This is a genomic window from Gimesia benthica, assembly GCF_009720525.1.
Taxonomy (GTDB): Bacteria; Planctomycetota; Planctomycetia; order Planctomycetales; family Planctomycetaceae; genus Gimesia; species Gimesia benthica.
Genome location: NZ_CP043930.1, coordinates 4,129,546 through 4,155,162, shown reverse-complemented (window position 1 = coordinate 4,155,162; position 25,617 = coordinate 4,129,546). Strand labels below are relative to the sequence as shown.

The 25,617-nt window shown below is 50.8% G+C and carries 23 protein-coding genes; 10 read left to right on the top strand and 13 right to left on the bottom strand.

Features of this window, described 5'->3' with window-relative positions:
• Nucleotides 1-10: 10 nt before the first annotated feature.
• From F1728_RS15990 to F1728_RS15975, 4 genes are all read right to left on the bottom strand, one after another.
• Nucleotides 11-1,168, bottom strand: coding sequence for a HEAT repeat domain-containing protein (locus tag F1728_RS15990; RefSeq protein WP_194242397.1), 1,158 nt, complete (start codon nucleotides 1,166-1,168; stop codon nucleotides 11-13).
• Between the two features lie 510 nt (nucleotides 1,169-1,678).
• A complete protein-coding gene (locus F1728_RS15985) occupies nucleotides 1,679-2,560 on the bottom strand; it encodes a sugar phosphate isomerase/epimerase family protein (RefSeq protein ID WP_155364962.1) in 882 nt (293 codons plus the stop codon).
• A gap of 63 nt (nucleotides 2,561-2,623) precedes the next feature.
• Nucleotides 2,624-3,646: a zinc-binding dehydrogenase gene (locus F1728_RS15980; protein WP_155364961.1), complete on the bottom strand. Its 1,023-nt coding sequence runs from the start codon at nucleotides 3,644-3,646 to the stop codon at nucleotides 2,624-2,626.
• Between the two features lie 14 nt (nucleotides 3,647-3,660).
• The gene (locus F1728_RS15975; protein ID WP_145192762.1) at nucleotides 3,661-4,368 is read right to left on the bottom strand and encodes an orotidine 5'-phosphate decarboxylase / HUMPS family protein; all 708 of its coding nucleotides are present in this window, start codon (nucleotides 4,366-4,368) and stop codon (nucleotides 3,661-3,663) included.
• Nucleotides 4,369-4,801: 433 nt separating this feature from the next.
• Between F1728_RS15975 and F1728_RS15970 the strand changes: the two genes are divergently transcribed.
• On the top strand, nucleotides 4,802-5,944 hold the full coding sequence (locus F1728_RS15970) for an HlyD family secretion protein (protein WP_155364960.1): 1,143 nt from the start codon (nucleotides 4,802-4,804) through the stop codon (nucleotides 5,942-5,944).
• Between the two features lie 341 nt (nucleotides 5,945-6,285).
• The gene (locus F1728_RS15965) at nucleotides 6,286-6,465 is read left to right on the top strand and encodes a hypothetical protein (RefSeq protein ID WP_145192766.1); all 180 of its coding nucleotides are present in this window, start codon (nucleotides 6,286-6,288) and stop codon (nucleotides 6,463-6,465) included.
• A 25-nt stretch (nucleotides 6,466-6,490) separates the two neighbouring features.
• On the opposite strand, the gene F1728_RS15960 is transcribed toward F1728_RS15965, so the two are convergent.
• Nucleotides 6,491-7,681, bottom strand: coding sequence for a M24 family metallopeptidase (locus F1728_RS15960; RefSeq protein ID WP_155364959.1), 1,191 nt, complete (start codon nucleotides 7,679-7,681; stop codon nucleotides 6,491-6,493).
• Between the two features lie 279 nt (nucleotides 7,682-7,960).
• Here F1728_RS15960 and thrC point away from each other — a divergent pair, with 279 nt between their 5' ends.
• Nucleotides 7,961-9,370: a threonine synthase gene (thrC, locus tag F1728_RS15955; protein WP_155364958.1), complete on the top strand. Its 1,410-nt coding sequence runs from the start codon at nucleotides 7,961-7,963 to the stop codon at nucleotides 9,368-9,370.
• Between the two features lie 122 nt (nucleotides 9,371-9,492).
• Entirely contained in the window at nucleotides 9,493-9,987 is a 495-nt protein-coding gene (locus F1728_RS15950) for a hypothetical protein (RefSeq protein WP_145045263.1), read from the top strand.
• Here F1728_RS15950 and ribD read toward each other — a convergent pair.
• From ribD to F1728_RS15910, 8 genes are all read right to left on the bottom strand, one after another.
• The gene (gene ribD, locus F1728_RS15945) at nucleotides 9,979-11,142 is read right to left on the bottom strand and encodes a bifunctional diaminohydroxyphosphoribosylaminopyrimidine deaminase/5-amino-6-(5-phosphoribosylamino)uracil reductase RibD (RefSeq protein ID WP_155364957.1); all 1,164 of its coding nucleotides are present in this window, start codon (nucleotides 11,140-11,142) and stop codon (nucleotides 9,979-9,981) included. The two genes, F1728_RS15950 and ribD, sit on opposite strands and share 9 nt — an antisense overlap.
• Before the next feature lie 69 nt (nucleotides 11,143-11,211).
• The gene (locus F1728_RS15940; protein WP_194242396.1) at nucleotides 11,212-13,401 is read right to left on the bottom strand and encodes an SEC-C domain-containing protein; all 2,190 of its coding nucleotides are present in this window, start codon (nucleotides 13,399-13,401) and stop codon (nucleotides 11,212-11,214) included.
• A 250-nt stretch (nucleotides 13,402-13,651) separates the two neighbouring features.
• Nucleotides 13,652-14,797, bottom strand: coding sequence for a trans-sulfuration enzyme family protein (locus F1728_RS15935; RefSeq protein ID WP_145045269.1), 1,146 nt, complete (start codon nucleotides 14,795-14,797; stop codon nucleotides 13,652-13,654).
• Between the two features lie 259 nt (nucleotides 14,798-15,056).
• Nucleotides 15,057-15,986, bottom strand: coding sequence for a cysteine synthase A (cysK, locus tag F1728_RS15930; protein ID WP_155364955.1), 930 nt, complete (start codon nucleotides 15,984-15,986; stop codon nucleotides 15,057-15,059).
• A gap of 258 nt (nucleotides 15,987-16,244) precedes the next feature.
• On the bottom strand, nucleotides 16,245-17,600 hold the full coding sequence (locus F1728_RS15925; protein WP_155364954.1) for a right-handed parallel beta-helix repeat-containing protein: 1,356 nt from the start codon (nucleotides 17,598-17,600) through the stop codon (nucleotides 16,245-16,247).
• 139 nt (nucleotides 17,601-17,739) lie between these two features.
• Entirely contained in the window at nucleotides 17,740-19,482 is a 1,743-nt protein-coding gene (locus F1728_RS15920) for an Nramp family divalent metal transporter (RefSeq protein ID WP_155364953.1), read from the bottom strand.
• 132 nt (nucleotides 19,483-19,614) lie between these two features.
• Complete coding sequence (locus tag F1728_RS15915) at nucleotides 19,615-20,676, bottom strand: isochorismatase family protein (protein WP_228030199.1); 1,062 nt, start codon at nucleotides 20,674-20,676, stop codon at nucleotides 19,615-19,617.
• A 25-nt stretch (nucleotides 20,677-20,701) separates the two neighbouring features.
• Nucleotides 20,702-21,721: a polysaccharide deacetylase family protein gene (locus tag F1728_RS15910; protein ID WP_155364952.1), complete on the bottom strand. Its 1,020-nt coding sequence runs from the start codon at nucleotides 21,719-21,721 to the stop codon at nucleotides 20,702-20,704.
• A gap of 467 nt (nucleotides 21,722-22,188) precedes the next feature.
• Here F1728_RS15910 and F1728_RS15905 point away from each other — a divergent pair, with 467 nt between their 5' ends.
• The 6 genes from F1728_RS15905 (at nucleotide 22,189) to F1728_RS15880 (ending at nucleotide 25,575) form a co-directional block, all read left to right on the top strand.
• Nucleotides 22,189-22,443: a hypothetical protein gene (locus F1728_RS15905; RefSeq protein WP_145192789.1), complete on the top strand. Its 255-nt coding sequence runs from the start codon at nucleotides 22,189-22,191 to the stop codon at nucleotides 22,441-22,443.
• Between the two features lie 433 nt (nucleotides 22,444-22,876).
• A complete protein-coding gene (locus tag F1728_RS15900) occupies nucleotides 22,877-23,455 on the top strand; it encodes a response regulator (protein WP_155364951.1) in 579 nt (192 codons plus the stop codon).
• A gap of 117 nt (nucleotides 23,456-23,572) precedes the next feature.
• Nucleotides 23,573-23,926, top strand: coding sequence for a hypothetical protein (locus F1728_RS15895; RefSeq protein ID WP_155364950.1), 354 nt, complete (start codon nucleotides 23,573-23,575; stop codon nucleotides 23,924-23,926).
• Nucleotides 23,927-24,116: 190 nt separating this feature from the next.
• Nucleotides 24,117-24,362, top strand: a complete 246-nt coding sequence (locus F1728_RS15890) for a hypothetical protein (protein WP_155364949.1) — start codon at nucleotides 24,117-24,119, stop codon at nucleotides 24,360-24,362.
• Nucleotides 24,362-24,736, top strand: coding sequence for a hypothetical protein (locus F1728_RS15885; RefSeq protein WP_145192795.1), 375 nt, complete (start codon nucleotides 24,362-24,364; stop codon nucleotides 24,734-24,736). The genes F1728_RS15890 and F1728_RS15885 overlap by 1 nt, the downstream gene beginning before the upstream one ends.
• Nucleotides 24,730-25,575 carry a trypsin-like serine peptidase gene (locus tag F1728_RS15880; protein ID WP_155364948.1) on the top strand — a complete coding sequence of 282 codons (846 nt, stop codon included), beginning with the start codon at nucleotides 24,730-24,732 and terminating at the stop codon, nucleotides 25,573-25,575. Before F1728_RS15885 ends, F1728_RS15880 begins: the two co-directional genes overlap by 7 nt.
• The last annotated feature ends 42 nt before the right edge of the window (nucleotides 25,576-25,617 follow it).

The following is a 25,617-nucleotide window of genomic DNA, read 5'->3' as shown; positions in this document are numbered from 1 at the left end:
AAAAGGCGGATTACTTACCGGCTAATTTCTTTTCGATCTTAGCCTGGGTACGCAGCAACTGCTCTTTCACCACATCATTCTCTTCGGTTTCTGCACGCTCCTGCAAAGCAGCAATTGCTTCTGCAGTTCCAATCGACTGCAGGATATTACAGGCCTCGATGCGCAGTGAAGAATCGGGATCATTCAACAGTTGAAGCACCGGCTTTTCGGCGATTTCACCCATGATCTGCAGGGCTCTTCGAGCATCTCTCCGGTCTTCCCGGTCGGACAGTCGGCCCACAAGGACTTCAGCCATGGTCTGCGAATGAATGTTCGGCAGCAGTTTGATAATTTTCTCCCGGACTAGAAAATCTTTTTCTTTTTCCAGCAGTTCAGCGAATTCGCGTGTGGCGCCATCCGTGTACCAGACTGCCATCGCATTCACATGCTCGGGCATCCGGAAACCTTCCTTGGCCAGAGGCAGAGTTGCGGCGAGAATTGACGAAACTCGCTGCAGGTCCTGGGGATCAGGATCCATTTTGGCCAGTTTTTTACAGGCAGTGTCATGGGCGAACGAACTGGTCCCCGCAATCACACGCAGCGCCCAGTCGATTGTCTCTTCGCCTGGCCTGGGTTTTAAATCGCGGTCCGTGCCGACATCACTTTTGGGAATTACGGTTTTCTCAGGCGCGCTACCAATCGTCGGTACATTCCCGGTGGCTTGCATGTTTTTCAGCGACTCAGAATTCGCAGAAACTTTGAAGTCTGAATTCATCCCAGCATTACCGGACTGGACGTTCTGGGCGAGTACCTTCAGTTGAGGTAATTCTGTATCGACAGTGATGATTCGTTTTTGAATGTCGATCTCTTTGATCGCGCCACATTTCAACTTCTGAGCAAATGCAAACAGATCTGCAGGAGCTGGCCGCATAATCAAAACCAGTTGCTTATCAATCAGGTGTTGTTCGAGCTGAATTGGTTTCGCACTCCCAAGCTGCTGATTTCCCACAACCGGAGCAAGCGTTTGTATAATCAAGGGCATCGCTTCGGGCATGTTATCACTAATGCCGCGCACGATCACAGCGACTCCCGGATTCTGTGCATCGAGTGTGTACTTACTGGTCTCTGTGATGAGATCAACCTGGGAAGAGCCCGTTCCGGAAGCGGGTGACTGCGTTCCCGGTTGCATCGTTTTCGTTTCTGACTTTGAGCTTGTTACCTGCGTCCCATTTCTCTCATCGCTCGTCAACGCGTTACTCGATGTTGACCTTGGAGGCGACTGTTGCACGGATCGGGTACTTGACGAGGAAGTGCTCTTATTATTCGCAGGCGCAAATGGATTGGAGCTCACGCGCCGCTGCTCAGGCGAATTGGAACTGCCGCAGCCACTGAAGCACAGTGTCCCTGTAAGAAGTAATACCAGTAAAGTTGTTTTCTGAGTTGTAACCAGCATGGCGTATCGGTTCTGTTGATGAGGAAGGTGCCTGCTAAGTACGTGTGACAATTACTGAATGATCAATTGTACTTCACGCACAGGAGGGAGTGACACAAAAATGTGTAATAAATATAGACGTATTAACACAGCGCATGACGCATCTCGTGTCAGATGTATACACCATACTCCAAATTGGACGTATGTGCAACAGCCGTTTGCCTCTCTATTCCCCCAAATCTTCGCCAATTATTAATAAACCGGGTATTATCCCCAATATTGAGCCATTTTGGCCCGCAGAAATGCCACACTTTCCTGGAGTTCTTCCATCCCGTTGACGCCATCTTCGATGCTGATCCAGCTGTCGAATCCAACTTCTTTTAATTGTGAGAAGATCTCGTCGTAATCATTCAGCCCCTTGCCGATCACACCGTGGCTGAGACGACTGGCATATCCCAGGCTGTTTTCTTCTTTGCGCAGGTCCTCAATGGTCCCTTCAATCAGATAACGATCGCTGGCGTGCATCGTGACGACCCGCTCCTTGATCCGTGCCAGGAGCTCCAGTGGATCCTCTCCCGCCAGAATCGTATTGCTCGGATCATAGTTGACCCCGAAGTGGGGAGAATCAATCCGGGACATCAGATCGCAGAAGACATCCGCCATCTGAGCAAATTCCGGGTAGTCCCAGTAATTGTCTTTGTAATGATTCTCAATGATCAGGGTGAGCCCGAGCTTCTCCGCCAGCGGCAGACAGGCTTCGATTGAAGAGACCGTATACTGAATGCCCTCTTCCCGGGAGACTTCGGGGCGTCTCTGCCCGGATAGGACTCGACAATATTTTCCCCCCAATGCAGCCGTCATTTCCATCCAGAATTTTTCATGCTCGATCTGTTCTTTACGAAATGCTTCATCAGGATGAGTAAAGTCCGGCGAACAGCACATCATGGGAATTTCCAGTCCCTGATCCGTTGCCATCTTTTTGGCTTCCGGCCAGAAATTCTGATCTTTCATCTCCAGGAAGCCGGCATAGAATTCAAGTCCATCAATATCGAGTGTCGCTGCCAGTTCAATCCACTGCTGGAGTGTCATTTCACCGGACAGGCACAGTTCGTCCATAAAGGCTTTAGGAAACGCGGCTAGTTTGGGCATCGAATGTTCCAGTTTGATATTCAACGTTGCAGGAAATGTTTTACTTTAGCAGGGTGCTCAGCATCAGGGCGTGAGAACCGCTTTGACGATCTCGCCAGAGTGCATTGTCTCGAAAGCAGTATGCCAGTCACTCAGAGACCAGGTACCACCGATAATCGGATCGATGTTCAATTGCTCGGTCGTCAATAACCGAATCACCCGCTCCCAGATCGGCCAGTTATGGCTGAAACTGCCTTGCAGGCGAATATTCTTCTGTACGAGGGGATCCAGCGAGAAGCCCAGAGGTTGCGGCCCCCAGCCCACCTTACTGATCCAGCCCCCAGGACGAACGATCTCCAGTGACTTCTTCAATGTCACTGACACGCCGGCAGCATCGACTACACCATTCACGCCAAGACCATCTACCGCCACGCTCCACTCATCCAGACCGGCAATGATCGGTTCACAACCATACTCGCGAGCAGCGATTTCCAGACGGCCCTGATCCCGTTCCAGACCAACAACTGCAACTTCTGCTCCCTGCAGGCGAGCCATCGCAGCACACAGCAAACCAATGGGCCCCGGCCCAAACACAACGACCCGATCCCCCGGTTGTATATCGCCATTCATGACGACTGCATTAAAGGCCACGCAGCAGGGTTCCGTGAGAGCCGCTTTTTCCAGAGGCAGACTGTCAGGCACATGATGCAGACAACGCGCCGGCACCCGGACGAAACTGGTCATGGCGCCATTCACACCGTAGCCGAAGCCTTTTCGAGTCGGATCCAGATTGTAGCGTCCCTCGCGAGAGAGCGGATTGTCGGGATCGATGATGGCCGCTGTTTCACTGACGACGCGATCGCCGATCGACCAGTTACGAACCAGTTCACCCGTTCTGGAAATAGTACCGGCAAATTCATGCCCGAGTACAACGGGATAGTTGACCGGCCAACTATGGTCTGCCGTCCATTGATGCAGGTCACTGCCACAGACCCCCACGGCAGCCACTTCCAACAGCACCTCATCCGGTCCAATCTCGGGAACCGGAATCTCCTGTAATTCGACCGAGTCTGCCTCGGGAGCATAATTCACGACTGCCGTCTGCATTGATTCCACCTGACTCATTTCTGACCTCCAATCGCAACATCGCCGTAAGCGTGTACTTTTTCACAAATCAGCCGCAGTGAATCTTCCAGATCTCCACTGGCGGTCTTAAAGGAATCGGCATCAATGGTCAGCGGTGCTCCCAGTACGACCAGTGGTGCCCCATACTCGGGAGTGCGAATCGCCTGTTCGAGCGAAAGCCCACCCACAGCCTGCACGGGAATGCTGACAGCTTCGACGACTTCTTTTAATTGATCCAGGGGACTGGGCATCCGCTCGCCACGGGCAGCGATTCCCCGACGTTCATCATAGCCGACATGATGAATCACATAGTCGCATCCCAGGTCTTCCAGTTTTTTCGCGGCGGAAACCATGTCATCTGCAAGATTATCTCCCATGACTTCGACGCCATGATCTTTCCCCGCTTTGACCACGCAGTGAATCGTTTCTTCATGTGCCCGTGACATAACAACAACGTGCGTCGCACCTGCCTTGGCCATCATTTCCGCTTCCAGGTAACCACCATCCATGGTCTTGAGATCCGCCACGATCGGAGTTTCCGGAAATGCTTTTCGCAACTCCCTGACACAGTTCAAACCCTCTGCCAGAATCAGAGGAGTGCCGGCTTCCAGCCAGTCCACTCCTGCCCGCATCGCCATCGCTGCCGTTTCGAGCGCCTCTTCAATATTGGTCAGATCCAGTGAAATCTGTACGATCGGCTTCATAAATTCATTTCACTTTCTGTGTCTGTAGCGGTAAGCGTCTTAAAAAAAGATGATCTGTTCATCTCTGTAAATCACTTCAAACTAGACTCGATTTCATCCTAACCAAAGGATTTCAGAAATGCGACTGCTGAGGCTCCGATCCGGAACAGAGCCTCTTATTCCGGGCTGACCTGCTCTCCAGAACGCTCCCCAAATCCAAACCACAGGCCCCAGAACAAACATGGTATTACGTACACTTCTATTTTAGGTGATCTCCGCACATCCCACTGGAAGTCTTCGTAAACGTTAAAGTTTAACACCCATCAGCCCGGCAGTGTGGAATTTGACGGTTTTGAGGTAAATTCTGATCTTCCGGATTCCGATTCGATTAATGGCGTGCTCTGTACGCAAAGGAAAACTGTTTGACTCTGGATGATTGACAGGACAGCCAGAAATGCCTGCTGAAACTATCGATGACTATCAGGTGCAGCACCATCTGAACGAACATCACTCCTCGCTCGGTTTCCGGGCGCTGGTCATATTAATGATTGCACTGGTCGGGGGCGTCAGTTGCGCTCAATGGGTCAGAGGACTCCGCGTTGACAGTTACGTCGGCTCGCTTCAAGCCCCGAAAACGATCGTCACTGCGCGAACCGATGCGGTGATTCAGAAAATGCATGTCACAGAAGGACAGACAGTAGACAGCGAGGATATTGTTGTAACACTCTTTGATCGCTCGCTCGAAAAAACCTGGCAGGTCAAACAACAGCAGTTAGCGGCTCTGGAAGCAGAGCTGGAACAGTCCAAGGCAAAAACTGAAGTTGAACTGGCGTTACGCAATAAAGAAATCGAGTCCGAAGTCTTCCAGGCCAAACTCAAATCATCTCAGTACCTCAAAGAGCAGTACATTCATCAGATTACCAATCTGGCCTGGCAGGACTTCCTGCAGGATTACGATTCGATCTCCAGCAGTGGCTCGAACGAAGAAGTATTTCGCTCACTGGTTTATGAAAGTCGTCTTCCTGATGAGAATCGGATCACCGCCATGCTGCGACAGGAATCGGCTCGTAACTCGGCCGAAGTGTTTGCAGCGCGCGTCAAACTCTGTGAAGAACAGATGGCCGAATTGAAAGCCCTGCAAAGAAAACTTCCTCAGCAGATTCGCCTGGCGATGGGAGTCGAAGTGATCAAGAATCGACTCGAACAGGTGAAAAACGAGCTGAAACAACTCGAAACCCAACGCGAAGACCTGCAGCTCAGAGCTGGTCGCTACGGCACCGTCGGCATGCTTGAAAAAGAAGTCGGTGATACCATCCAGAAGGGGGCTCCTATCGTAGAACTGTTCGATAAAGACCATCCCTATCTGCTGGTTGAAGTCCCCTCTCGCAAGATCAGCCTGTTTGAAGAAGGGACTCAGGTCAAAATTCTTTTCTCGGGAGATCTCAAGGGGAAGGGCGTTGTTCGGAAAATCTCAGAGCAGGCCGTCCGCAAAACGGGATCCAACGAAAGTCTGATTCTGGTACATGTCGAGCCGGCAGGTCCACTCTGGCCAGAACTGCCCATGGGAACAACCGTCGACATCTCTCTGGAGAAATAATCGACCCAGGCCGCAGAATAGGAATTTCATTCCAGATGCAGTGAAATCCTAACCTCAGGTAAAGCCATGCCTTGCGTCAGATGAGCTTCAGTTGAGTGAATTTCGGCTTGCAATCCAGACAAAAAGACTACAATATTTGTCCATTCCAGTGATTCTTGTCAGGAGTAACTTTTCACTGGAGCCTGATCTTTTCTCTCTCACATGCTTGGGAATCCACCACAGGCGCCCCCTTTTCCGTGAGAGATTTTCAGGTACGTTCTTTAACAAATCGGGTCGTGCGGCTGCAGGAAGCTGGTTCGCCGAGTTTCATTCTCAAACCATTTGTAGTGAGGAGAAGACCGTTGGGTAATTCAGCTACCATTCCTTTTTCAGCACATCAGACAGATCAGTTATCAGTCGATGCGATTGAGGAGATTAAGCTGCGCACCTGGGCACGAAAGAACTACACCGAAGTATCGCAGCGCGACGATCTCTGGCACCCTGTCATCCTGGATGAAATGCTCCGCATTGACCAGGAGTAACTCTGAATCTTCCGGTGCGTCTGACTCAGTATTCCTTCAATATCGGAAGAATCTCTGTCTGGCGCTCCCCGGCTGTAACATGGACTTTGCAGGCTTCATCTACAAAGACATTGATCTCACTGCGTACCCCGAACTCGGGTAGGTAGATTCCCGGCTCGATCGAAAAGCAGGTCTGAGGCAGGATGAGCCGTTCCTCATGGGTTTCCAGGTTGTCCATGTTGGCACCATTCCCGTGGGTCTCCTGTCCAATGCTGTGACCAGTGCGGTGCACGAAGTACTCGCCATACCCCGCTGATTCGATGACATCGCGACAGGCCTGATCCACTTCCCAACCTTGAATTGGCTTACCGGAAGCAAAAGCTTCTTCCACTCTGGTAATGCCGGCATCACGTGCTTCCGCCACGATCTGAAAGATCTTCGAGTACGCTTCCGGGACTTCAGTTCCTGCAAAGCCAACACGGGTCATGTCACTGTAAACACCGCGGGGGACATCGCACTTGGCCCACAGGTCAATCAGTACAAAATCCCCTTCACGAATCGCCGTATCTGTGCCGGTACCAGTTTCATAATGTGGATTCCCACTGTGTGCTTCACGCGCCACAATCGGAGGATGATAAGTCGTCAGACCCGTCTCTTCAAAGTGTGCCATGATCACATCACAGACGGCCTGCTCTTCGACACTCCCCTGCTCGCGAATCTGACGGGCGATGAATGACCAGGCGACCTCAAACGCCTGGTCGGTACTGACGCCCGCACGCTGATGCAGTTCCCATTGCTCCTGACCCCAGACCGCTTCAAACAGTTGCACCAGATCTCCAGAAGGCACAATGGAGTCGACCGATTCGCGTACCAGTTCCACCGTTCCAGCATCCACGCGGGAAATGTAAGGATTGGCATTGCGCGGTGAATACTCCATCGCAACCTGACTGGTTCCTTTCAGAATCGACGCAAGGCCCGCTTCCAGCTCCTGCCACTTGAGGTAAACAACCTTGTCTCCCGGCAGATGATCGAGTGCTCCCGATTCAATCCGGTGGACCAGTTTCAGGGGTGTCCCCACTCGGGGAACAAAGTAAAAAAAGCGACGAGAGCCGATGGCTGCTTCAGGAATATCCAGGATCCGCAGGGCTAGCACGTTACTGCCACGGAAATCGTAAAATAGCCAGCCGTCCAGCTGAAACTGGTCTAACGCAGCCTGTACCCGGGAAAGATCGAACATCGTCTCAATGCCTGCTGATTCAGAGTAAGCGAGTGGTAGATACGGAACATATTTGCCGTTACCCAAATCAATGTAAGACCTTAGAAATATTATTTCAAGAAGAGATCCGCAGCAGCATTCCTCAAACTGAACGAACTTCCGGGAAAAACCCTCTGTTTGCCGGTGCTTTCTGTTGCGTATCCTCGTAGTGGTCTGGACAATAAACGCCGGTTTTGAGATTCCCCGATCTAAATTGCAACAAATCAGGCATTTCTTTTTTTTATCTGAGACTGAGGAGAAATTACGATTTCCACTGTATCGACTGAACTTGCATTCCAGAAGTGTATTTCACCTGATTGTGAGGCCACCTATTCTCTGGATGAGGTATTAACCGGTTGCCCCAAATGTGGCGAGCTGCTTGATGTCACTTATCAGTGGGACCAGGTGCCGCTGCCTCAGTCATTACGTGATTTCGAAAAACGCTGGAGTCATCGCAATCGACCACTCGATTTCAGTGGTGTCTGGCGGTTCCGCGAACTGCTCCCCTTTGCCAGCGACGAACAGATCGTCACGATTGGCGAAGGCCAGACGATGCTCAAAACCTCTCAGCCTGTCGCTCGCTATGTTGGTGTCAACGATGATGGCTTGTTCCTGCAGTATGAAGGACTGAACCCTTCCGGCAGCTTTAAAGATAACGGCATGACAGCCGCGTCTACCCATGCGACTATGGTCGGCGCAAAAGTCGCCGCCTGTGCTTCTACCGGAAACACCAGCGCCTCACTGGCCGTCTATGCCAGTGTCGCTCAGAAATTCAAAGTTGTCGTTTTCGTCGGCAGTGGAAAAATCGCCTTTGGCAAACTGTCACAGGCACTGGATTATGGTGCGAAAACGATTCAGATCCAGGGAGACTTCGACGATGCTCTCGCACGCGTGCGTGAAGTCTGTCAGACCGAAGGCATCTACCTCTGCAACAGCGTCAATCCCTTCCGTCTCGAAGGTCAGAAATCGATCATGTATCGCGTCCTGGAAGGACTCGACTGGCAGGTGCCGGACTGGATCGTTGTTCCCGGCGGAAACCTGGGGAACTCCAGCGCATTCGGCAAAGCGTTCATGGAACTCAAGGCACTCGGCCTGATCGATCGGATTCCGCGTCTGGCGATCATCAACGCCCAGGGCGCCAACACTCTGTATCAGCTCTATGAAAAAGAGGGGCTCCGCTGGAACGGAGGTCGCTATGACCGCGATCGCTCTTCCGATTTCTTCACGAAGATGGATCAGGAAAATCGCCGGGCTTCCACTCTGGCCAGTGCGATCGAAATCAATCGTCCCGTCAATTTCTCTAAATCACTCCGTGCCCTCGATGTCTGTGACGGCATCGTGCGTGAAGTCAGTGATCAGGAGATACTGGATGCCAAAGCTCAAGTCGGCGCTGGTGGTCTCGGCTGCGAACCTGCCAGTGCAGCAAGCGTCGCTGGAGCCCGACTCCTTAGAGAAGAAGGCGTCATTGCCGCCGGCGATCGCGTCGTCTGCATTCTGACCGGGCATCAGCTGAAAGATCCCAACGCGACCGTAGCATACCATTCTGCGACTGATGAACATCTGGATGAAAAACTGATGAATCATGGCGTAAACAAAACGCCTTTTTCGAACGGACCTATTGTCGTCGAGAATGATTTAGATAAAATAATAAATGTGATTCGATCTTTCTAATCATTACCAACGCGCTGGAAGTTTCCTGTAATTGAAACGAAATCTTAATGCACATCAGTGTGTTTCAGCTTCATAAACAAAGCGATACTTTAACCGGTGAGAATTAAGATAAGGGAAAAGGAATGAGCACACCCTTTGAGGAATTGGAATACTTGGCTGACTTTCTACCCGAGGAAGGAGAGTCAGTGATTGTTTCACGGAATCATGGTGAACTGGTCTGTGAAAATTTCCAGAAAGAGCGTCCACTGGATGAGATGGCCAGTCCCGAATTCTACGGGCATCTGGTACACGCCAACGAACGGCTCAATGCCCTGGTCGCCCGTCCGGTCTGGATCGCGCTATTGACCTGGTTCTGGGCCTGCGTTCTCATCCATCGCCAAATGGAACTGAGCTGGGATGGCTGGTATCTGGATCTGGGGCTGGGCCTGGTGGCTATGGCAGTCTGCTATGCCGCGATCCGCTTCCGCCAGGATCGCTACTTCAAAGACGAAGTACGCCCCACCTTGAACCGCCAGATGTATGGCAGCAACCTGAGCAAATACGCCCTGGTCGGTGTGATCAGACAACGTCCGGAACTGCGTACCCTGCTGGATACGCTCTCACGTTCGCTAAACTGATTTTGGTTCCACAGAACCTTCACACTCTGAAGCCTGATACACCACCCGTCCGTGCAAGTAAAGATCGGACTCCAACTGCTGCACTTCCAGTTCGGTGATGTTTTCAAAAGAGGGAATCTGCTCAAGGCCGATTCCCGCCATGGGTGTGATCGCGGCCGCTCCACCAACAAGCTTCGGAGCGAGGAATACGTGCACCTCGTCAATCAGCCCTGCATCGAAACCAGAGCCCAGCAACCCACCGCCCCCTTCGATCAGCACGTTTGTCATCTCTCTACGCCCCAGCTCCCTCATAAATAATGTGAGGTCAGGGCGGGTTGAATCAGTGTCACCTGCTATCAGACACACTTCGACACCGGCCTGTTCCAGCCGTTGTATATTTTCCGCCGGCGCAGATGGATGAGCCACCACCAGCACGGGAGCCTCAGAAATGGTACGAACCAGCTTGGACTTACAGGACAGCGTCGCCTGAGAATCAACGACAATTCGCGTGAGTGTACTCTTTCCTGCAGGTCGCGCAGTGAGCAGGGGATCGTCCGACAGTGCCGTTTGATGCCCCACCATGATTGCATCCATACGCCCCCGCAGCTCATGCACGATTGCACGTGACCTGCTGTTGGAGATCCACTGCGAATGCCCTGTACGGCTGGCAATCTTTCCGTCGAGCGTCATGGCCCATTTGGCATGTATCCAGGGCAACCCCTGTGTTACTCGCTTCACAAAAGGCCTCACAAGTCTCTGTGCTTCTTCTTCTAAAAGTCCGACTTCGACTTCAATCCCGGCTGCTTTGAGATCAGCGATTCCACCACCGTCCACATGCGGTGCAGGATCACGCATCGCAATCACAACTTTTTTCACACCCGCCTGTATCAATGCCTGGGAACAGGGGCCGGTCTTCCCCTGATGGCAGCAGGGTTCCAGGGTCACATAAACAGTCGCCCCACGGGCCTTTTCTTCTGCCATTTGAAGCGCGTGGATCTCTGCATGGGGACCACCACACTTTTGATGATAGCCTTCTCCCAGAAGCTGTAGCCGATGATCTACGATCACCGAGCCCACAGCGGGGTTGGGTTCTACAAAACCTTGCCCCAGGCGGGCCAGCTCCAGGGCACGCTGCATGACAGCTTCAGGGCTGGAAAACTGACTGATCGGATCCACGGCCTAAATCACTTTACTTCAGGTGACAGCATTGAGTTGATCCTGCCCCGCAGAATCAACTCCGGATGATTACGATTGCCCCGGCAGCCAGAGCTTCGATCCCGAACCGGAATCCGCCTCGGGAGTCGCTTCACCAGGTGCCCAGATCCCTTCGCTGGAAACATTGCCCGCCAGATCACCGGTATCCAACAGTGACGATTCTTTCATCCAGGGAAGATCCAGATCAAAGGCCTGCGCGAATGCCTTCAGGTACTCTCTGATCTGAGGCATCTTTTTCCCATATTTGTCCCAGATCTCTTTCATGAAATCAGAGAGCCCTGGATCCGAAGTGTCTTCCAGCCGGAAAGACAACTCACGCATCTTCCACTGGAGTTCATTCTCAAACGCCTGACTCGCCTGCGCGTTTTCCTGACCTTTGTGAATCCAGGACAGCATCTCTGCACGCTGATTCTTCTTATGACAGATCTCTGTCAGCGTAGTGTAGACGCGATCCAGGTCGACTTCTTTTTTGCATTCATCCCTGCTGAGAACTTCGATCAACACGTCATACAGAAAACGGGGATGCCGAATTAATAAAGCCCGATTGAAGATATACATCAATTGCCGATCACTCAATTCCTTAACCGGAATCCGGTTCTGTGTCATTGAGGAACACGTATTGAACTGCGACGACTCGTCAATCTCCAGCGCAGGCAGCTCGGAAACTTCCAGCGCGGGAGACAGCTCTGCGAAGTCCAGGAAATGGCCCAGAGAAAGCGTCTGTGCGTCCAGAACGTACACGGCCGCGGTTAGCGATACTTTGAGACTCTCATCCTTCGCCGCTTCAACAGGCGTTTTCCCGTCCAGTCCTGCCAGGGGAGTTTCCGGCCACGTCTTGGAAAGCAGCACTTTCCACTGCTCCGCTTCCAGTTCCCGTCGTTTGAGAATGGGCATTTTCTGAGGGAAGCTCCAGCGGAAAAAGAGAGGCCACTGCTCAGTAGGCACAGGTGATAGCGGAGTCCCCGTATCTTCACATTCCGGCTCCAGTTCCTGCAGACCACACTCAGTTTTGCCGTCTTTCCCGAGAGCGTCTGCGAAAATCTCTTCCGCTTGTGTCAGTTGATCACCCTCGTAGGCATACAATCGAATGTTCGCCTTATGACCCAACTGGCGATCTGCATCAAAGACATCAATATCACCAATTACCGTGGGGACATTTTCGAGAGTGATCGCTTCGCCGCGGGATTCGGCATTAAGTTCGGTGTTGAGAATTTGATAATACGCAACAGGAGTCGTCTCCTCCTGATCCTGTGGTGGAGGAACGTTGCCTCTTAAAACCTGCGGGTGCTGATCCAGCAGGCCCAGGAATTTCGCAAGTGATTCGACTTCGTAAATCTTTTCGATCGAATTAACAACTTCAGCCGTGTTATTCAGATCTAGCAGCTGTGCCAGTGTTTCCAGCTCAACAGCTTCAGCAAATTCCGATTCCAGTTTCGCAGCCTGATGAAACAGCTCGGCGGCCTTGACTTCATCTGTCGCCCAGGCATAACAGAAGGCTGCGTTTTTCCAGAGGATGACCAGCCCGGTCGCTTCTGCCAGTTGTTTAAACAGACCTGCAGCGGAACGATAACATCCGAGATTCGCCAGGCGCTGTGCTTTCTCAAAAGTGGTCTGCTGTTCGCTCTCTTCGAGGGGACAGCGTTCCAGGACATGCACTCCCCGGAACTGATACGGGATTTGATCATCCCCGTCAAACTCCAGCAGATTCATAAACAGGTTCTGCTGATATTCCTGTGAGGCCACCCGCATCGCCAGAGCGAAATGCTCCCGGGCCGCCAGGTAATAGCCGCGCATCTGCAGGGCAATCGCAATACTGATCGCCAGAGGAGTCGCCAGACTGACATCGACGGCGGCACACTTCTGAAACGCCGTATAAATGGTTTTTTGGGACTGCTTGTATCCATGTGCCAGAAATGAAGAAGTCGCCAGCAGAGAATGGGCGGCGGGATGATCCGGTTCTCGCTCCAGGCATTCATTCAATGGAACCAGCGCGTCTTCAAAACGTCGCTCAGCCATCAGGATCTGAGCTTCAGTAATATAGCTCAAAGGTTGTTCGGGATATTTCTTCTTCAGGCGATCCAGAAGTTGCAATGCTGTCGCCGTCTGATGAGTCTCATGCAGATGCGATATTTTGCTGACCTCGTCTCCGATCGAGTGACAGCAAAACTTATATTTTTTCCCGCTGTTGCAGGGACAGGGATCATAGGGATCAATACTCATAACCTCGGCCTTCTTGGTTTCCAGGATGGGTATTTGGCGGACGGGCAGCTCTCTCGGAAAACAGCGTACTGATACAGGTTCGAAGTAGAGTGTCTGCTGAATGACCATCAGAATTCAGCAGGTCATCATATCATATCAGAAACGCGCATGACACGCGCTGTCGATACACTTCTCTAAGAAAATGCAGACTCTCACAGGGGCGCAGAGATGTCTGCCTCCTGATACCAGTTCGAGCAAGAATGAGTGATTATCAGCTGTCCAAAGCCTGCTTCAAATCTGCCACCAGATCGTCCGGGTTTTCAATCCCTACAGATACACGAACGGTCTTTTCAGTGATCCCCGCCTCACGGCGTGCCGCTTCAGTCATGGAAGCGTGGCTCATGCTCTCCGGATATTCGATGAGAGATTCGACGCCACCCAGTGATTCAGCCAGCAGAAACAGCTTGGAGTTCAGCATCACTTTTTCGGCAACCGGACGCCCGTCTTTAACATCGAAACTCAGCATCCCGCCAAAGCCACTCTGCTGACGCTTAGCCAGCTCATGATGCGGGTGCGATTCCAGTCCCGGATAATAGACGCGTTCCACTTTGGGATGCGCTTCCAGCATCTGTGCCAGAGCCATCGCTCCCCGCTGATGCGCCTCCATACGTGCTCCCAGGGTCTTAACCCCGCGCAACACCAGCCAGGCATCGAAGGGAGAACATCCCAGTCCCAGTGCATTGGAAATATATGCGACCCGCTCAGCCAGCTCATCTGTCCGCGAAATCACACAGCCTCCCACCACATCGGAATGGCCGTTCAAATACTTCGTCGTCGAGTGCAGAACAATGTCGACTCCATATTCAATGGGCCGCTGCAGATAAGGAGAGCAGAAAGTATTATCGGCGATTGTAATGATGCCCGAGCCTGTCTCGGCTGCTACTTTCGTTACAGCCTGGATGTCGACCAGATTCAACAGCGGATTGCTGGGTGTCTCGATCCAGATTGCCTTGGTTTCCGGAGTGATGGCTGCACGGACGTTTTCAATGTCACCCATCTTGACGAAGGAGAATTTAATTCCCCATTTGGTGAAGACGTCTGCGAACAGGCGGTAGGTACCACCGTAAATGTCATCGCCGGCGATGATGTGATCGCCGGGTTTAAACAGATGCAGGGCCAGTGTGATGGCAGCCATACCGGTGGCAGTAGCGCGACAGCTGACGCCCCCCTCCAGAGCAGCGATGTTCTCTTCCATCGCACTTCGCGTCGGGTTTCCGCTACGTGTGTAATCGAATCCTTTGTGACTCTCCAGGCTGTCCCAGTAGAAAGTCGAGGAAGTATAGATCGGAGTTGTACAGCTGTTAAAGGTACTGTCCTTGTCGACTCCGGTATGAACACACTTTGTTTCAAAACGCATAGCTAACCATCCAATATCATGATTTGTCGAAGTAAAAGGTCCCGCACGATGACCCGAAACTACAGGTTCTGTCCGCTAGACACCAGATACTGACCCAGGTTCTAGCTGTAGCAGGATTAGTGAAGAATACAGACCTGAACCGCTGGCTGCCACTCAACAGGCACTCCAACTGCGCACGAATTGATCTGTACAGGGTTCATGTAACTTGAACGATCCGCGAACCCATGGTCTGACAACCACTTGCCACCTGGTCCGTAGATTAACGCGCCTCATCAAATAAGGGCGTCGACAGGTAACGCTCACCCGAATCGGGCAGAATCACAACAATGGTTTTACCTTCTGCTTCGGGGCGTTTGGCAATCTCCAGGGCAGCATGCATCGCTGCACCACAACTGATGCCGCAGGTGATCCCTTCTTTTTTGGCGATCAGACCAGCCATTTCGAAGGCTTCATCGTCGGTAACCTGGATCACTTCATCGATCAATGAGGTATCGCAGTTACCGGGAATAAACCCGGCTCCGATCCCCTGAATCTTATGTTTTCCTGGCTCACCACCTGACAGAACTGGACTGCTCGTCGGCTCGACTGCCACCGATTTCACATCGAGCCCCTGATCCGTCTTCAGAAACCGTGAAATACCCGTGATTGTTCCACCGGTCCCCACCCCAGCGACAATGTAATCGACTTTGCCCTCGGTATCCTTCAGAATTTCAGGACCGGTGGTTTTGAAGTGAATTTCCGGATTTGCCGGGTTTTCGAACTGTTGTGGCATGAAGAATTCCGGGCTGGCAGCCAGTTCTTCTGCTTTCTGGATCGCGCCTTTCATACCGTCAGCCCCGGGTGTCAGTACCAGGTTGGCACCGAAGCCTTTCAACATCAGACGTCGTTCTACGGACATCGAATCTGGCATGGTCAGGGTTAACTTGTAACCGCGGGCCGCACAGACGAAGGAAAGCGCGATGCCGGTGTTACCACTGGTCGGCTCCACCACCTGCATTCCAGGCTTCAGTTTTCCGCTCTTTTCCGCATCCCAGATCATGTTCGCACCGATGCGACACTTAACACTGTACGCCGGATTTCGACCTTCAACTTTGGCCAGGATTGTCGCCTTCAACCCTTCCGTCAAATGGTTGATCTTAACCAGAGGGGTCCGACCGATTGTTTCAGAGTTATCTTGATAAATGGGCATATTAACGCTCTTTCAATGAGTGGAACTTCCAGATGTATGTTCAAATACGGACCTGTGACTGAAAGATTGCCAGTTTTGGCGTAAACAGTTAAGGAACTTGAATTTGACAATCCTCGTCAGCTCGCCTGTATTATGTAAGATCGCTGAAAATGAGGCAATCCCTATCTCAACCCCTTCCAAATAGCTAATTGGGGACAAATACAGGCAAGTACGCCTGCAGATCAGGCGTCAGCGGATCGCCTTACATCTGGAATGTGGCTAATCCTGTGAAAATGAAAGCGTGAACGGTGCCGTTGGTCCGACGGTCTGCTTCCGATCTGAATAAAGCAATGCTTCTCCAGGGGTGCTGACCAGCCCGTCTGCTGAGACTGATATTTGCTCGATTCGGGAGTGCTGATCCTGTTGCGAAGCGGCCTGATACTCCGCCCACTGATCGGCACTGTAATCAGTTTCCATCCAGCGGAACCGACCGACGCCATACAGATTATAATCCAGGAAACAGTCTTTAGTCCGCAGATCCAGAATCGTGTCACATTTGCTAACCGCCGTCAGAGTCAGATGACCATGGCTTTGCGCATCTATGGATACGCCAGTTCTGGTACCTGTGATCACGGTATGCTCAACAATCGCATGAGCACCATTACGGACACTGAGCCCCGCCGCGCTTCCCTCTCCAAACACGGACACATTCTGAGCAAATAGAATCGTCCGGGCCAGAAGATTCTGTTCTCCACCAATCAGGTGGCGCGGCACCGCGCCGGCGATATCAATTTCTTTTTGTGTATTGTTGCGGACCTGACAGTCGACCAGTGAATGGTAACCACCCACCAGACTGACACCCACCTGATTCTTTTCTGCCAGCACACCGTTATAAACGGAACGGGACGCGTTGACATCCTGAATACCATAGAAGTTGTCATGGACATAAGCGTTCTGAACAATAAGCCCCCCCGCTTCATGAATGGAAATACCATCATCGCCGTTGTGTCGCGCGACTACATTCTCCAGTCTAATGCCGCGACAGTCTCCATGAATATTGAACCCATCGTTCGTAAAATGTTCCGCGATCAGGTTCTGGCAGGAAATGTAGCTGGCACTGGTCAGAGTCAATCCACTGACCTGCAACGTCGCTTCCAGTTTATAGTCGACAGGTCGCTTTCCTGCTGCGCAATATAGATAGATCCTGTGAGACTCTCGATCCCAGTAATGCTCCCCCTCTTTCAGAGCTTCTCGATTTCTGGCAGCAGGCAGACGTTTCCCTGCTGATACCAGAAACGGATTTCCGTACGGAGTCTTATCCAGTTGTAAGACGTAGACTCCCTCTCCCGTCGATTTCCATTGTTCCGCGGAGAGTGACACAAGACCTGAAATAACCGCTCCATTTCCCTCGATCAAAAACGGTCGATCAGGAGTCCCGCCCAGCTTGCGAAACAGCATCGATTCCCGGTAGACGGTGCCTGTATTCGCCAGTTCGATTCGGTCGCTGGTTTTGGAAAGCGAGATCGCCCGGGCAATCGTTGCCACAGCGGTTTTCTCTGAAAGCCCATCGTACTCATCGCTGCCCGTTTGGTTATTGACATAGTAAGTGGCAGCCTGAATATCGGAACCGCTCACAACTCCAGCGATGATCGAAGTGCAGAGTAAAGCGAAACAGGGAAATCTCATCAACAGAAAAGGGGCACAAGATTTAACATGATCTGACATGAACAGGAATCCGAAATCAATGGTGGGTGTTACGTGAGGAATTCAGGGGTCAACTGTGCGGGAAGAAGTAAGGAATGATCTGCATCTGAAATGCCTGTAGACTGAAATAACCAAAAAAGGCGGCAGCCCAGACCATTGTGACAAATCTTAGCGGGCTGGTGCTGATACTGCGACTCAGAATTTTCGAATTCATGTACAACAGGATCATCGAATACAGGAACATCACGCCGCCATTCATGGCAGCGGAAGTTTTAATCAAAAACAAAGGCTGACTGAAATGCGGATTAATCGATCCATAGAGCAGGATCGCTGAGCCTAAAAGAATTTCTCCCCACAAGAAGAAATAGTAGAGTTTGCTCAGAGACCAATGCTCGTTTTCCCGCAAATAATTGACTTTAAGAATGTCCGCAGAGATGCGGGCCGTCGCATCCAGCACCCCCAACTCCGTAGTCAGCAGAATCGCCACCCCCATCAACAGAAACAGCAGCTTGAACGTGTTCCCTAATTTTGCTTCCAGAAGCATCGCCTGGCCCCAGATAAAATTCAGTCCTTCACCAAACTTATCCATGCCCTCCCGAAGCTGGCCATTGGCTTCATAAAACAGGGAATACGATATCAGAGACAGCAACACGAGGCAGGCCAGACAAGTCAAAAAGAAACTGAAAAAATGTTCGATATTGGCTGCTCGCCACCACTGTTTCCAGCGTTCCTGATTTTCCGGCGTATGCTTGAAATGATAGCCGACTTCACTGACCGCCTCTTCCTGTCCGGTAATCGGACTCGTAATGCGGCCAATGTACTTCCCCATTCCATAGCCTTTGTCTTTGATAAAGTTGCTCTGCCCCAGGTTCATCGTTCCCCCGGCACCCGCGAAAGCCAATGCCCCCAGCAGTGCCATCGTTCCCAGACCGCTGGAAGCGTCAGGCATTTTGCCGATACTGATGGCTCCTTCCAGCATGGCGGTCACTGCATAAGGCTGGATGAGATAGATCCCCAGGATGACGGCGATCACGAAAATCATGCCCACCAGAAAGATCTGAATCTTTTCTACCGTATTGTAAACCACAGGTCCGGTGGTCAGGACAACCCCCACCAGCAACAGTCCCGCAATCCCCAAAAACGCGCTATACTTCGCCTCGTAATTGAGATCCGTTCCCTGCTGAATCTTCTGAAAAATTAGCGCCGACTGATCCGGAATCTCATTCTGTTGAAAAGCCAGACTTAATTTGTCACGTTCCGGTTCACTCATGGGTCCGCGCCACTGAAGCGTGCCTGAATCCGAAGAATAACTCGCCTTCTCAGAGACTTTCGACAGATCGAATTGCGCTGGTGCAGGATCTAGTTGGGCTGTAGCAATTGTCTCCGGCCCCAGAAATGTCCAGCTCAGCATGGTTCCCGCTCCCGTGGCCCAACCGGGCCACGCCCACGGGACAATATTCAACATCAGCATGATCCAGGCCCAGTTTTTGTTCAATCGACAAAACCCGGTAATCGCACTTTCGCCGGTCACCAGCGTCCAGCGTTCGATTTCCATATTCATAAAAAACTGTGTCATCACTCCCAGCAGACAGGCCCAGAAAAATATGAAGCCCGTTTTGTAAGTGATATAAGGCCAGAGTACAAACTCGCCGGACCCCAATGACAAGCCAGCCAGCATGATGCTGGGACCAATCATCTTTTTCCAGGAAATCGCGGCAGGCAGATCGCGATACTTCAACGGGGGCAGGGACTGGTGTGGGATGACATCATCGGGAACCAGTTCTTCATCAACAACGGCACTATCGTCTGACATGTAGAGCGTCTTTCTTGAATGGCGAGCGAAATTCAGAAGCAGATCATTCTAAAATGAACCCGATCAGACTGCCACTCTCGCTGAGAACTTCGATCAGATTCAGAGATTCCAGAAAACAGATCTCGCATTCTCTCAATCAGAGTTGATCGGTTTGATCCAGGAGACCTGCGTTATCAGATGATTCAGAGAGGCAAATGAAATGTGGGCATTAGTTGCATAGCGAGGTGAAGAATTCGCCGGGAAGGTCGCCAGCGTCGCATCACCTACCAGAAAGACATTGAAGTCTTCTGATAAATTTTCGTAGCCGGCAGTCGTTTTACAGAAACACATGTCTGTCGCATAACCGGTTAACAGCACATGGCGGATCCCCTGCTTCTTTAAAAATTCCTTCAGGGGTGCATAGCCTTCCCGGTCGAAGATCAGCACATCATCATCGTGGACCGTAATGTCGGCAGTAACAGGCACCGGCACATCCCAGAACCCCTTGCCGTTAAAGTGATCGCCGGCACTCAAACCGGAAAACTGCTTGAAGTAATCAATCACAGGCTGTTCCTGCGAGAGCGTTATTTGCGCTGGCAACGGTTTCCCCCGATAAGGCAGACTTTTCAATTGTTGTGCCAGATCCTTCCGTGCCTGTGCGCGTTCCTCTGATGTTGGATTGTAATCGAATGTGCGATACAACTTTTTTCGGATCGGATCGACTTTTCCAATCAGGCTGTACATGATCAGCGCATTCTGCTTTCGCATTCGCTTCAGAAAGGGATCTATCACTTCCCGCGTGTGCCGACCTGCTAAATGATTCTTTTCGGGAGTACAGAAATCCGCGGCGCCCGCTGGTTCTGGTGTCTGCCACCCCTGACCGTCATCAATCCCCCAGGGATGAACCATGATCACTGCGGTCTTCTGAATCGAAATACGATTCGGCATTTCGATAATTCCCCGGGCATTATAAGAAAATCGCCACGCGCGGACCGACAGATCTGCATCGGCATCATCGACCAGCAGTGGAGATTCAAATCGTCGTAACTCTTCGATGGGCTGTACGAATTCGGGATGATCCGCGAGCAAGGGTTTTGCATTTTTGATCGGCTGCAATGTGTTTTGATATATACGTGGCTCGTCACCAGCCCACACCGGGCGTATTACCAGGCTGTGACTGATAAGGCTCAAAGCCATGAGGGATAGAAACTTCATATCAGAATGACTCCTTGTAATAACCTCAGTGTTGCTTTTCCCGGTAGCGCCCGGCAATTTCACTCAGTCCCACAATTTCTGCCTGGTCTCCCGCCTGCTGCACCAGTTTGCAGATCAGCTTCACCGTTTCGAAATCGGGGTCTTCAACATACATGATGGAAGGATGACATAGAAAATCAAAAACAAATTTCTGTTCAATCGCCTGTTGCACACACAACTCGACTGATTTCAAAAAGTACTTTCGCTTCCAGCGGCTTGTTCGGAAGGCCCCTACATCACTGATCGGGCTCATGGGTATTTCGACGAGCCCCGTTGGATAGACATAAGGCTGCGCAGACCGTTGTGCTTCCAGAATAGAATCAAATATTTCCTGCTGGGGCTCAGTCCCCGGCTCACTATATTTGTGACGGGGATATTTAGAACTGACCCATTGAAATCCTTCTGACTGCAGCAGCTTCTGCAAATCTTCCCGTTGATCGAGCCCGGCACTGGCACCGCCGGGTGTTCGAAAGCCGTCCGGCTTGATATTCAACCGTTGCTGCATCGCTTCGGTCGTTATCCGAACGTTGTGCTGTATTACCTCGGCTGCAGTTTTGCCTCCCAACAGCCAGGGAGATCGAGAAAAGCGAAATTGCGTTTTAGCAGGTTCCGTTGCCCAGACGTTTACATGGTCATAGGTATGATTGCCAATCGGGTGTCCTAGCTCTGAAATCTGTTTTATCCACTGCACATCCTTCTGTTCCAGTACGCGTCCGACACAGAAATAATGGACTTTCCCTCCCAGCTCGGTAGCAATCTGAGCTGCTTTCAGCGAATAGTCTTTTGTTTCCTGATTCAGATTTCCTTTCTGGTAATCCCACTCCAGCATCTCTCTGCTGGGATACATGCGACTCATTTCGAGATCAAACGTGATCGCAATTTGTGCCTTGGGAGCCTTGTTGAGTCGCGCCTGCAGAGAAGAAAGTCGACTGCAGGACACCGCTGCAAGAGAAGCAGAAAAGAAGGCACGACGCGAAAGCGAATTCAGAAATTCCGGGTGCAACATAGTGAGCTCATCCAATCGGGAACAGTCAATTCAAGCTGGTTCAGACCGATTATATAAGAGTTAGCCCATGTTTCATCTGGAATTCTGACCTTATTGCAACGGGCAGATTCCCACAGCCGTTTCACCCCTGTTTTCAGGCATTTTCCATACTAATCTGTGTGATATAATTCCCCAAAAAACCAACACTGTATATTGCTTTGTACAGGAACCACTGATACAATGTTTTCATTGTCTGAGAGTGGTAAATCCACACTTCCATTTCTGCCTGGGGGCAGCCGCGGAGCGACCGCTGTAGGTGTCGCTAATTTTATCGCGTGATCTCTTAGATGCGTATTTGATCGCAGCATCCTCGCTTTCACTCACTCTTTCGCTTTACGTGCTTGCCATTCTCTGCGTGAGAGATATGCGCCATCAACTATGTCATTGCCAGGAATATAACGCGATAAATAATGTCAGGCTTTGATCTCATGACGGAATCAAACAAGTACATTGAATCTGATCGGTTCGCTTTCGACCTCGTAAACAACCTCGCGCAATCGCCTGGAGCCTTTCCGCAAACTGGCAAGTTCAGCAGTAGAATCTGGGCGCAGCTGTTCGGGATGACGGAGAAGAATTTCAAAGAACTTCTGAAAGAATCCGGAATTCCCTACTTCAAATTCGGCAGTAACGTGATCGTTGATGCGCACGACTTCTGGATCAGTCAGAAACAGCGTGAATCGTAATTGAGCAAATCTGTTCGCTCCAGACACCACACTCAATACCTTTACGGGAACCAATTGCGACAAAACACTCCGATTAAGAATCCCAACTGACGGCAAATCTGAATTTGTCAGAGTGGAGTTGTGTGTCAATTTATCAACATAATTCAGGACCTCAATGTAGAATTTTTTGATTTAGTCAGACATACAGGTTCGATGAATAAGATCGTGACGCATTTATAGCAGTTTACCGTAAAATCAGGGGGTTTCTTAGACCCGTGAGTGGTAATTCGGTAATTCTCATGCAGGGAAAAACCTTAAAATGACGATTCAAACTTTTGATTTCTATATAAATATTAAATTTCATTCATATTTTGTTCACAGGAAAAATGCTCCTCTGTTTTTGTCGATTGACAGATGAAACATTTTTCATTCTCCCAACCGTTCAGGCAGGTCGATGAAAGTTCTTGTTGTCGATGATATTGGATACTCTTGTCATTATTATGCGCGGCTGGTAGAGAAAATTGGCTTCACAGCGGTGATGGCTTCATCCGCTTTTGAAGCGATTAAATTACTACAATCTGATAATGAGATTCATGTCGTTCTGACAGACCTTGTGATGAGCGGCATGGATGGTGTCGACCTGTTTCAGAAAGCCCTACAGCTGGAACGTTACTCTGACCATGGTGTCGTCCCTGCACCACAATTTATCCTGATGACCGCAGTACGTCCCGAGAACAATGCCCAGGATCGAAATCTGCAACGGATCAAACTGGCCAAGGAACTGGGATTCTCGCGGATCATGTTCAAACCTCTGGACCAGGATGAGCTTAAGCAGGAGCTGAATGACATGTCACTGAATGTCATTCATTCTTCCAATACTGAAGTGACTCTCGACCTCTATTCGCCCACTCAAAAAATCAGGCAGTCGGTAAGAGATATCATGGCGACTGACAATAAAGAAGCCGCCTCTGAATTCTTAGAAGTACTTCTGGAAGAAATCGCCAACCTGAAAGAATATCTCAAAACATCCTGACCACTCTTCACTCAGCACACGAAGCCCACTTACAATAAAACAGAAGTGTCAGCAGCCAGTCGGTGGTTACTGAATGTTCTTTCTCCGTTTTATTTAATCAATGTGTAAGTCAACATCATGGCCAGATGCGACCAGGGTTATCTCTGCATAGTTTGTGGTGAAGAAGTCGAGAATATCGAGGACAGCGGGCTCTATCTGCGCTATATTATCGGCGAAGTTCAAGAAGCAGAACTTCAAGAGCAACCAGAGTATCACATCCGCTGTAATCCCGCTCTCGCACAGTTTATCGTCGATGAGCAATTTACTCCTGTCACCATAGAAGGGCCTTTCGATAAACGAGAGTTGGATCCAGACGAAGCCCGACAGAGGGATACTCTGGTTACAGAAGGCTGGCACAGACTGCAATCGGTGAAACAAGAGCAACTTTCTGTCAGCGAATTCCCACTGAAACGAAAAACTAACGACAGCTGACCGTATTGGTCCGCCTGCATTATCGACCGCCATTCTTCTTCCATAACGTGAACGATCCGCACCTGTTGTTCTGAGCAACAACAGGTGCTTTTTTTATGCAGATCAAGCTTGTCTGCACCACGCCGATCCGGATGATACTCTCTCTTTGACAATTACCCCATTCACTGACTTTTGAATCTTAGAGAGACAAATGCCCATACAACCTCAAAAAGGACTGTTCATTCCTGCCTGGGTCATCGCTTGTGTGTTTTCTCCCATAGTGGCAGGGGGAGTAGGAGCAATCACCTGGACCGCTAAGACACTCATCGAACACAGTCACCAGTTGATACAGATCGACGAAAAGCTAGATGCGAATAAAGAGCTGTTAATAGAAATGGTCAATTCACACGAACGACGGATCAGCCGCATGGAAGACCGCGTATTTGGGGAGCACTAATGCCCGAGATTCATCTCTCAGATCTGCCTGAATCACTGACAAAACAGATGGAAGGCCCGACACCTCCTGCTGACTTTGTCTCGAACGGCTGTAATTATTCTCCAGACCAGTGGGGAGGCGTTGATCTCCGACCCGCCTGCCACTGGCACGATTACGCCTACCAGTTGGGAAGTTGTAAACGAGACCGGGCACGCGCTGATGCGGCCCTGTATCGTAATCTGCGCCGCTGCGATCTCGGCAAGTTTATGGCAAACATTTATTACCGTCGCGTCAGGCTGTTCGGAGTCGCCGCCTTTCACTGGGCGCCAGGTAAAGTTCCACTCAACCCCTGGCACTACTTTCTCTTGTTTTTTAACAGGTACCTCCAATGGTGAGATTTATCCTCTTCCTGCTCGTCATGTTGTCTACATCCTGCCTGCACGCTCAGGCACTCGCTGTCAGAACAACAGAGACAAACTGCACTCCCCAAGGCTGTCGCCAGCTCATCGGAACCGGCGCCTGCGCATTCGTAGGAAATATCGCGGACTGCTCCGTTTACATTACTGCCGCGCACAATGTCATTCAGGCACGAACCATTCATGTCGGCTATGGTGGAACGTGGTGGGAAGCCCGGGTCGTTTTCAAGCGATATGAAGAGGAGATTGACTATGCCATCCTGGAAACCCAAAGAATTCCCGCGTCACACTGTTTCATACTTTCGGACACTCAACCGATAGATGGAATGGAGGCTATCGCTTACGGATACTCAAACGGAGTTTACAACCTCAAAACCCTGCGAGCCCGCATCCGGGTAACGCGCCGCGGGCATTGCTTTTCCAGACTGGTCGCAAAAGGAGATTCCGGAGGTCCTATTCTTGTCAATGGACAGATCGTAGGCATCATTAAAGGGCATGACCAGACTCACACCATCTACACGGACAGCATGCTGATTCGAGATAGACTTATCAATCTGTATGGAAGACTCCCCCATTGCAAATCACCTGTGAATCGGAAATCAGATCCCGCTTCACCACCGCAACAACCAGAAATCAATCACAACGAACAGTTTGCTGCACTGGAGTCCGAGATTACCAGACTAAAACAACAGATCACTCAACTAAAACAGACTCAGATTCCCGTTCAACTCATCGGTGCAGACGGATCGGTCAAACAGGAACAGAGATATCAACTCGGTCAACCAATCAAATTACGTTTCAAGGCCGTTAACAAGTGAGGCGAATTCATGCCGGACGGCGATATTTTAGAAGTAGAACTT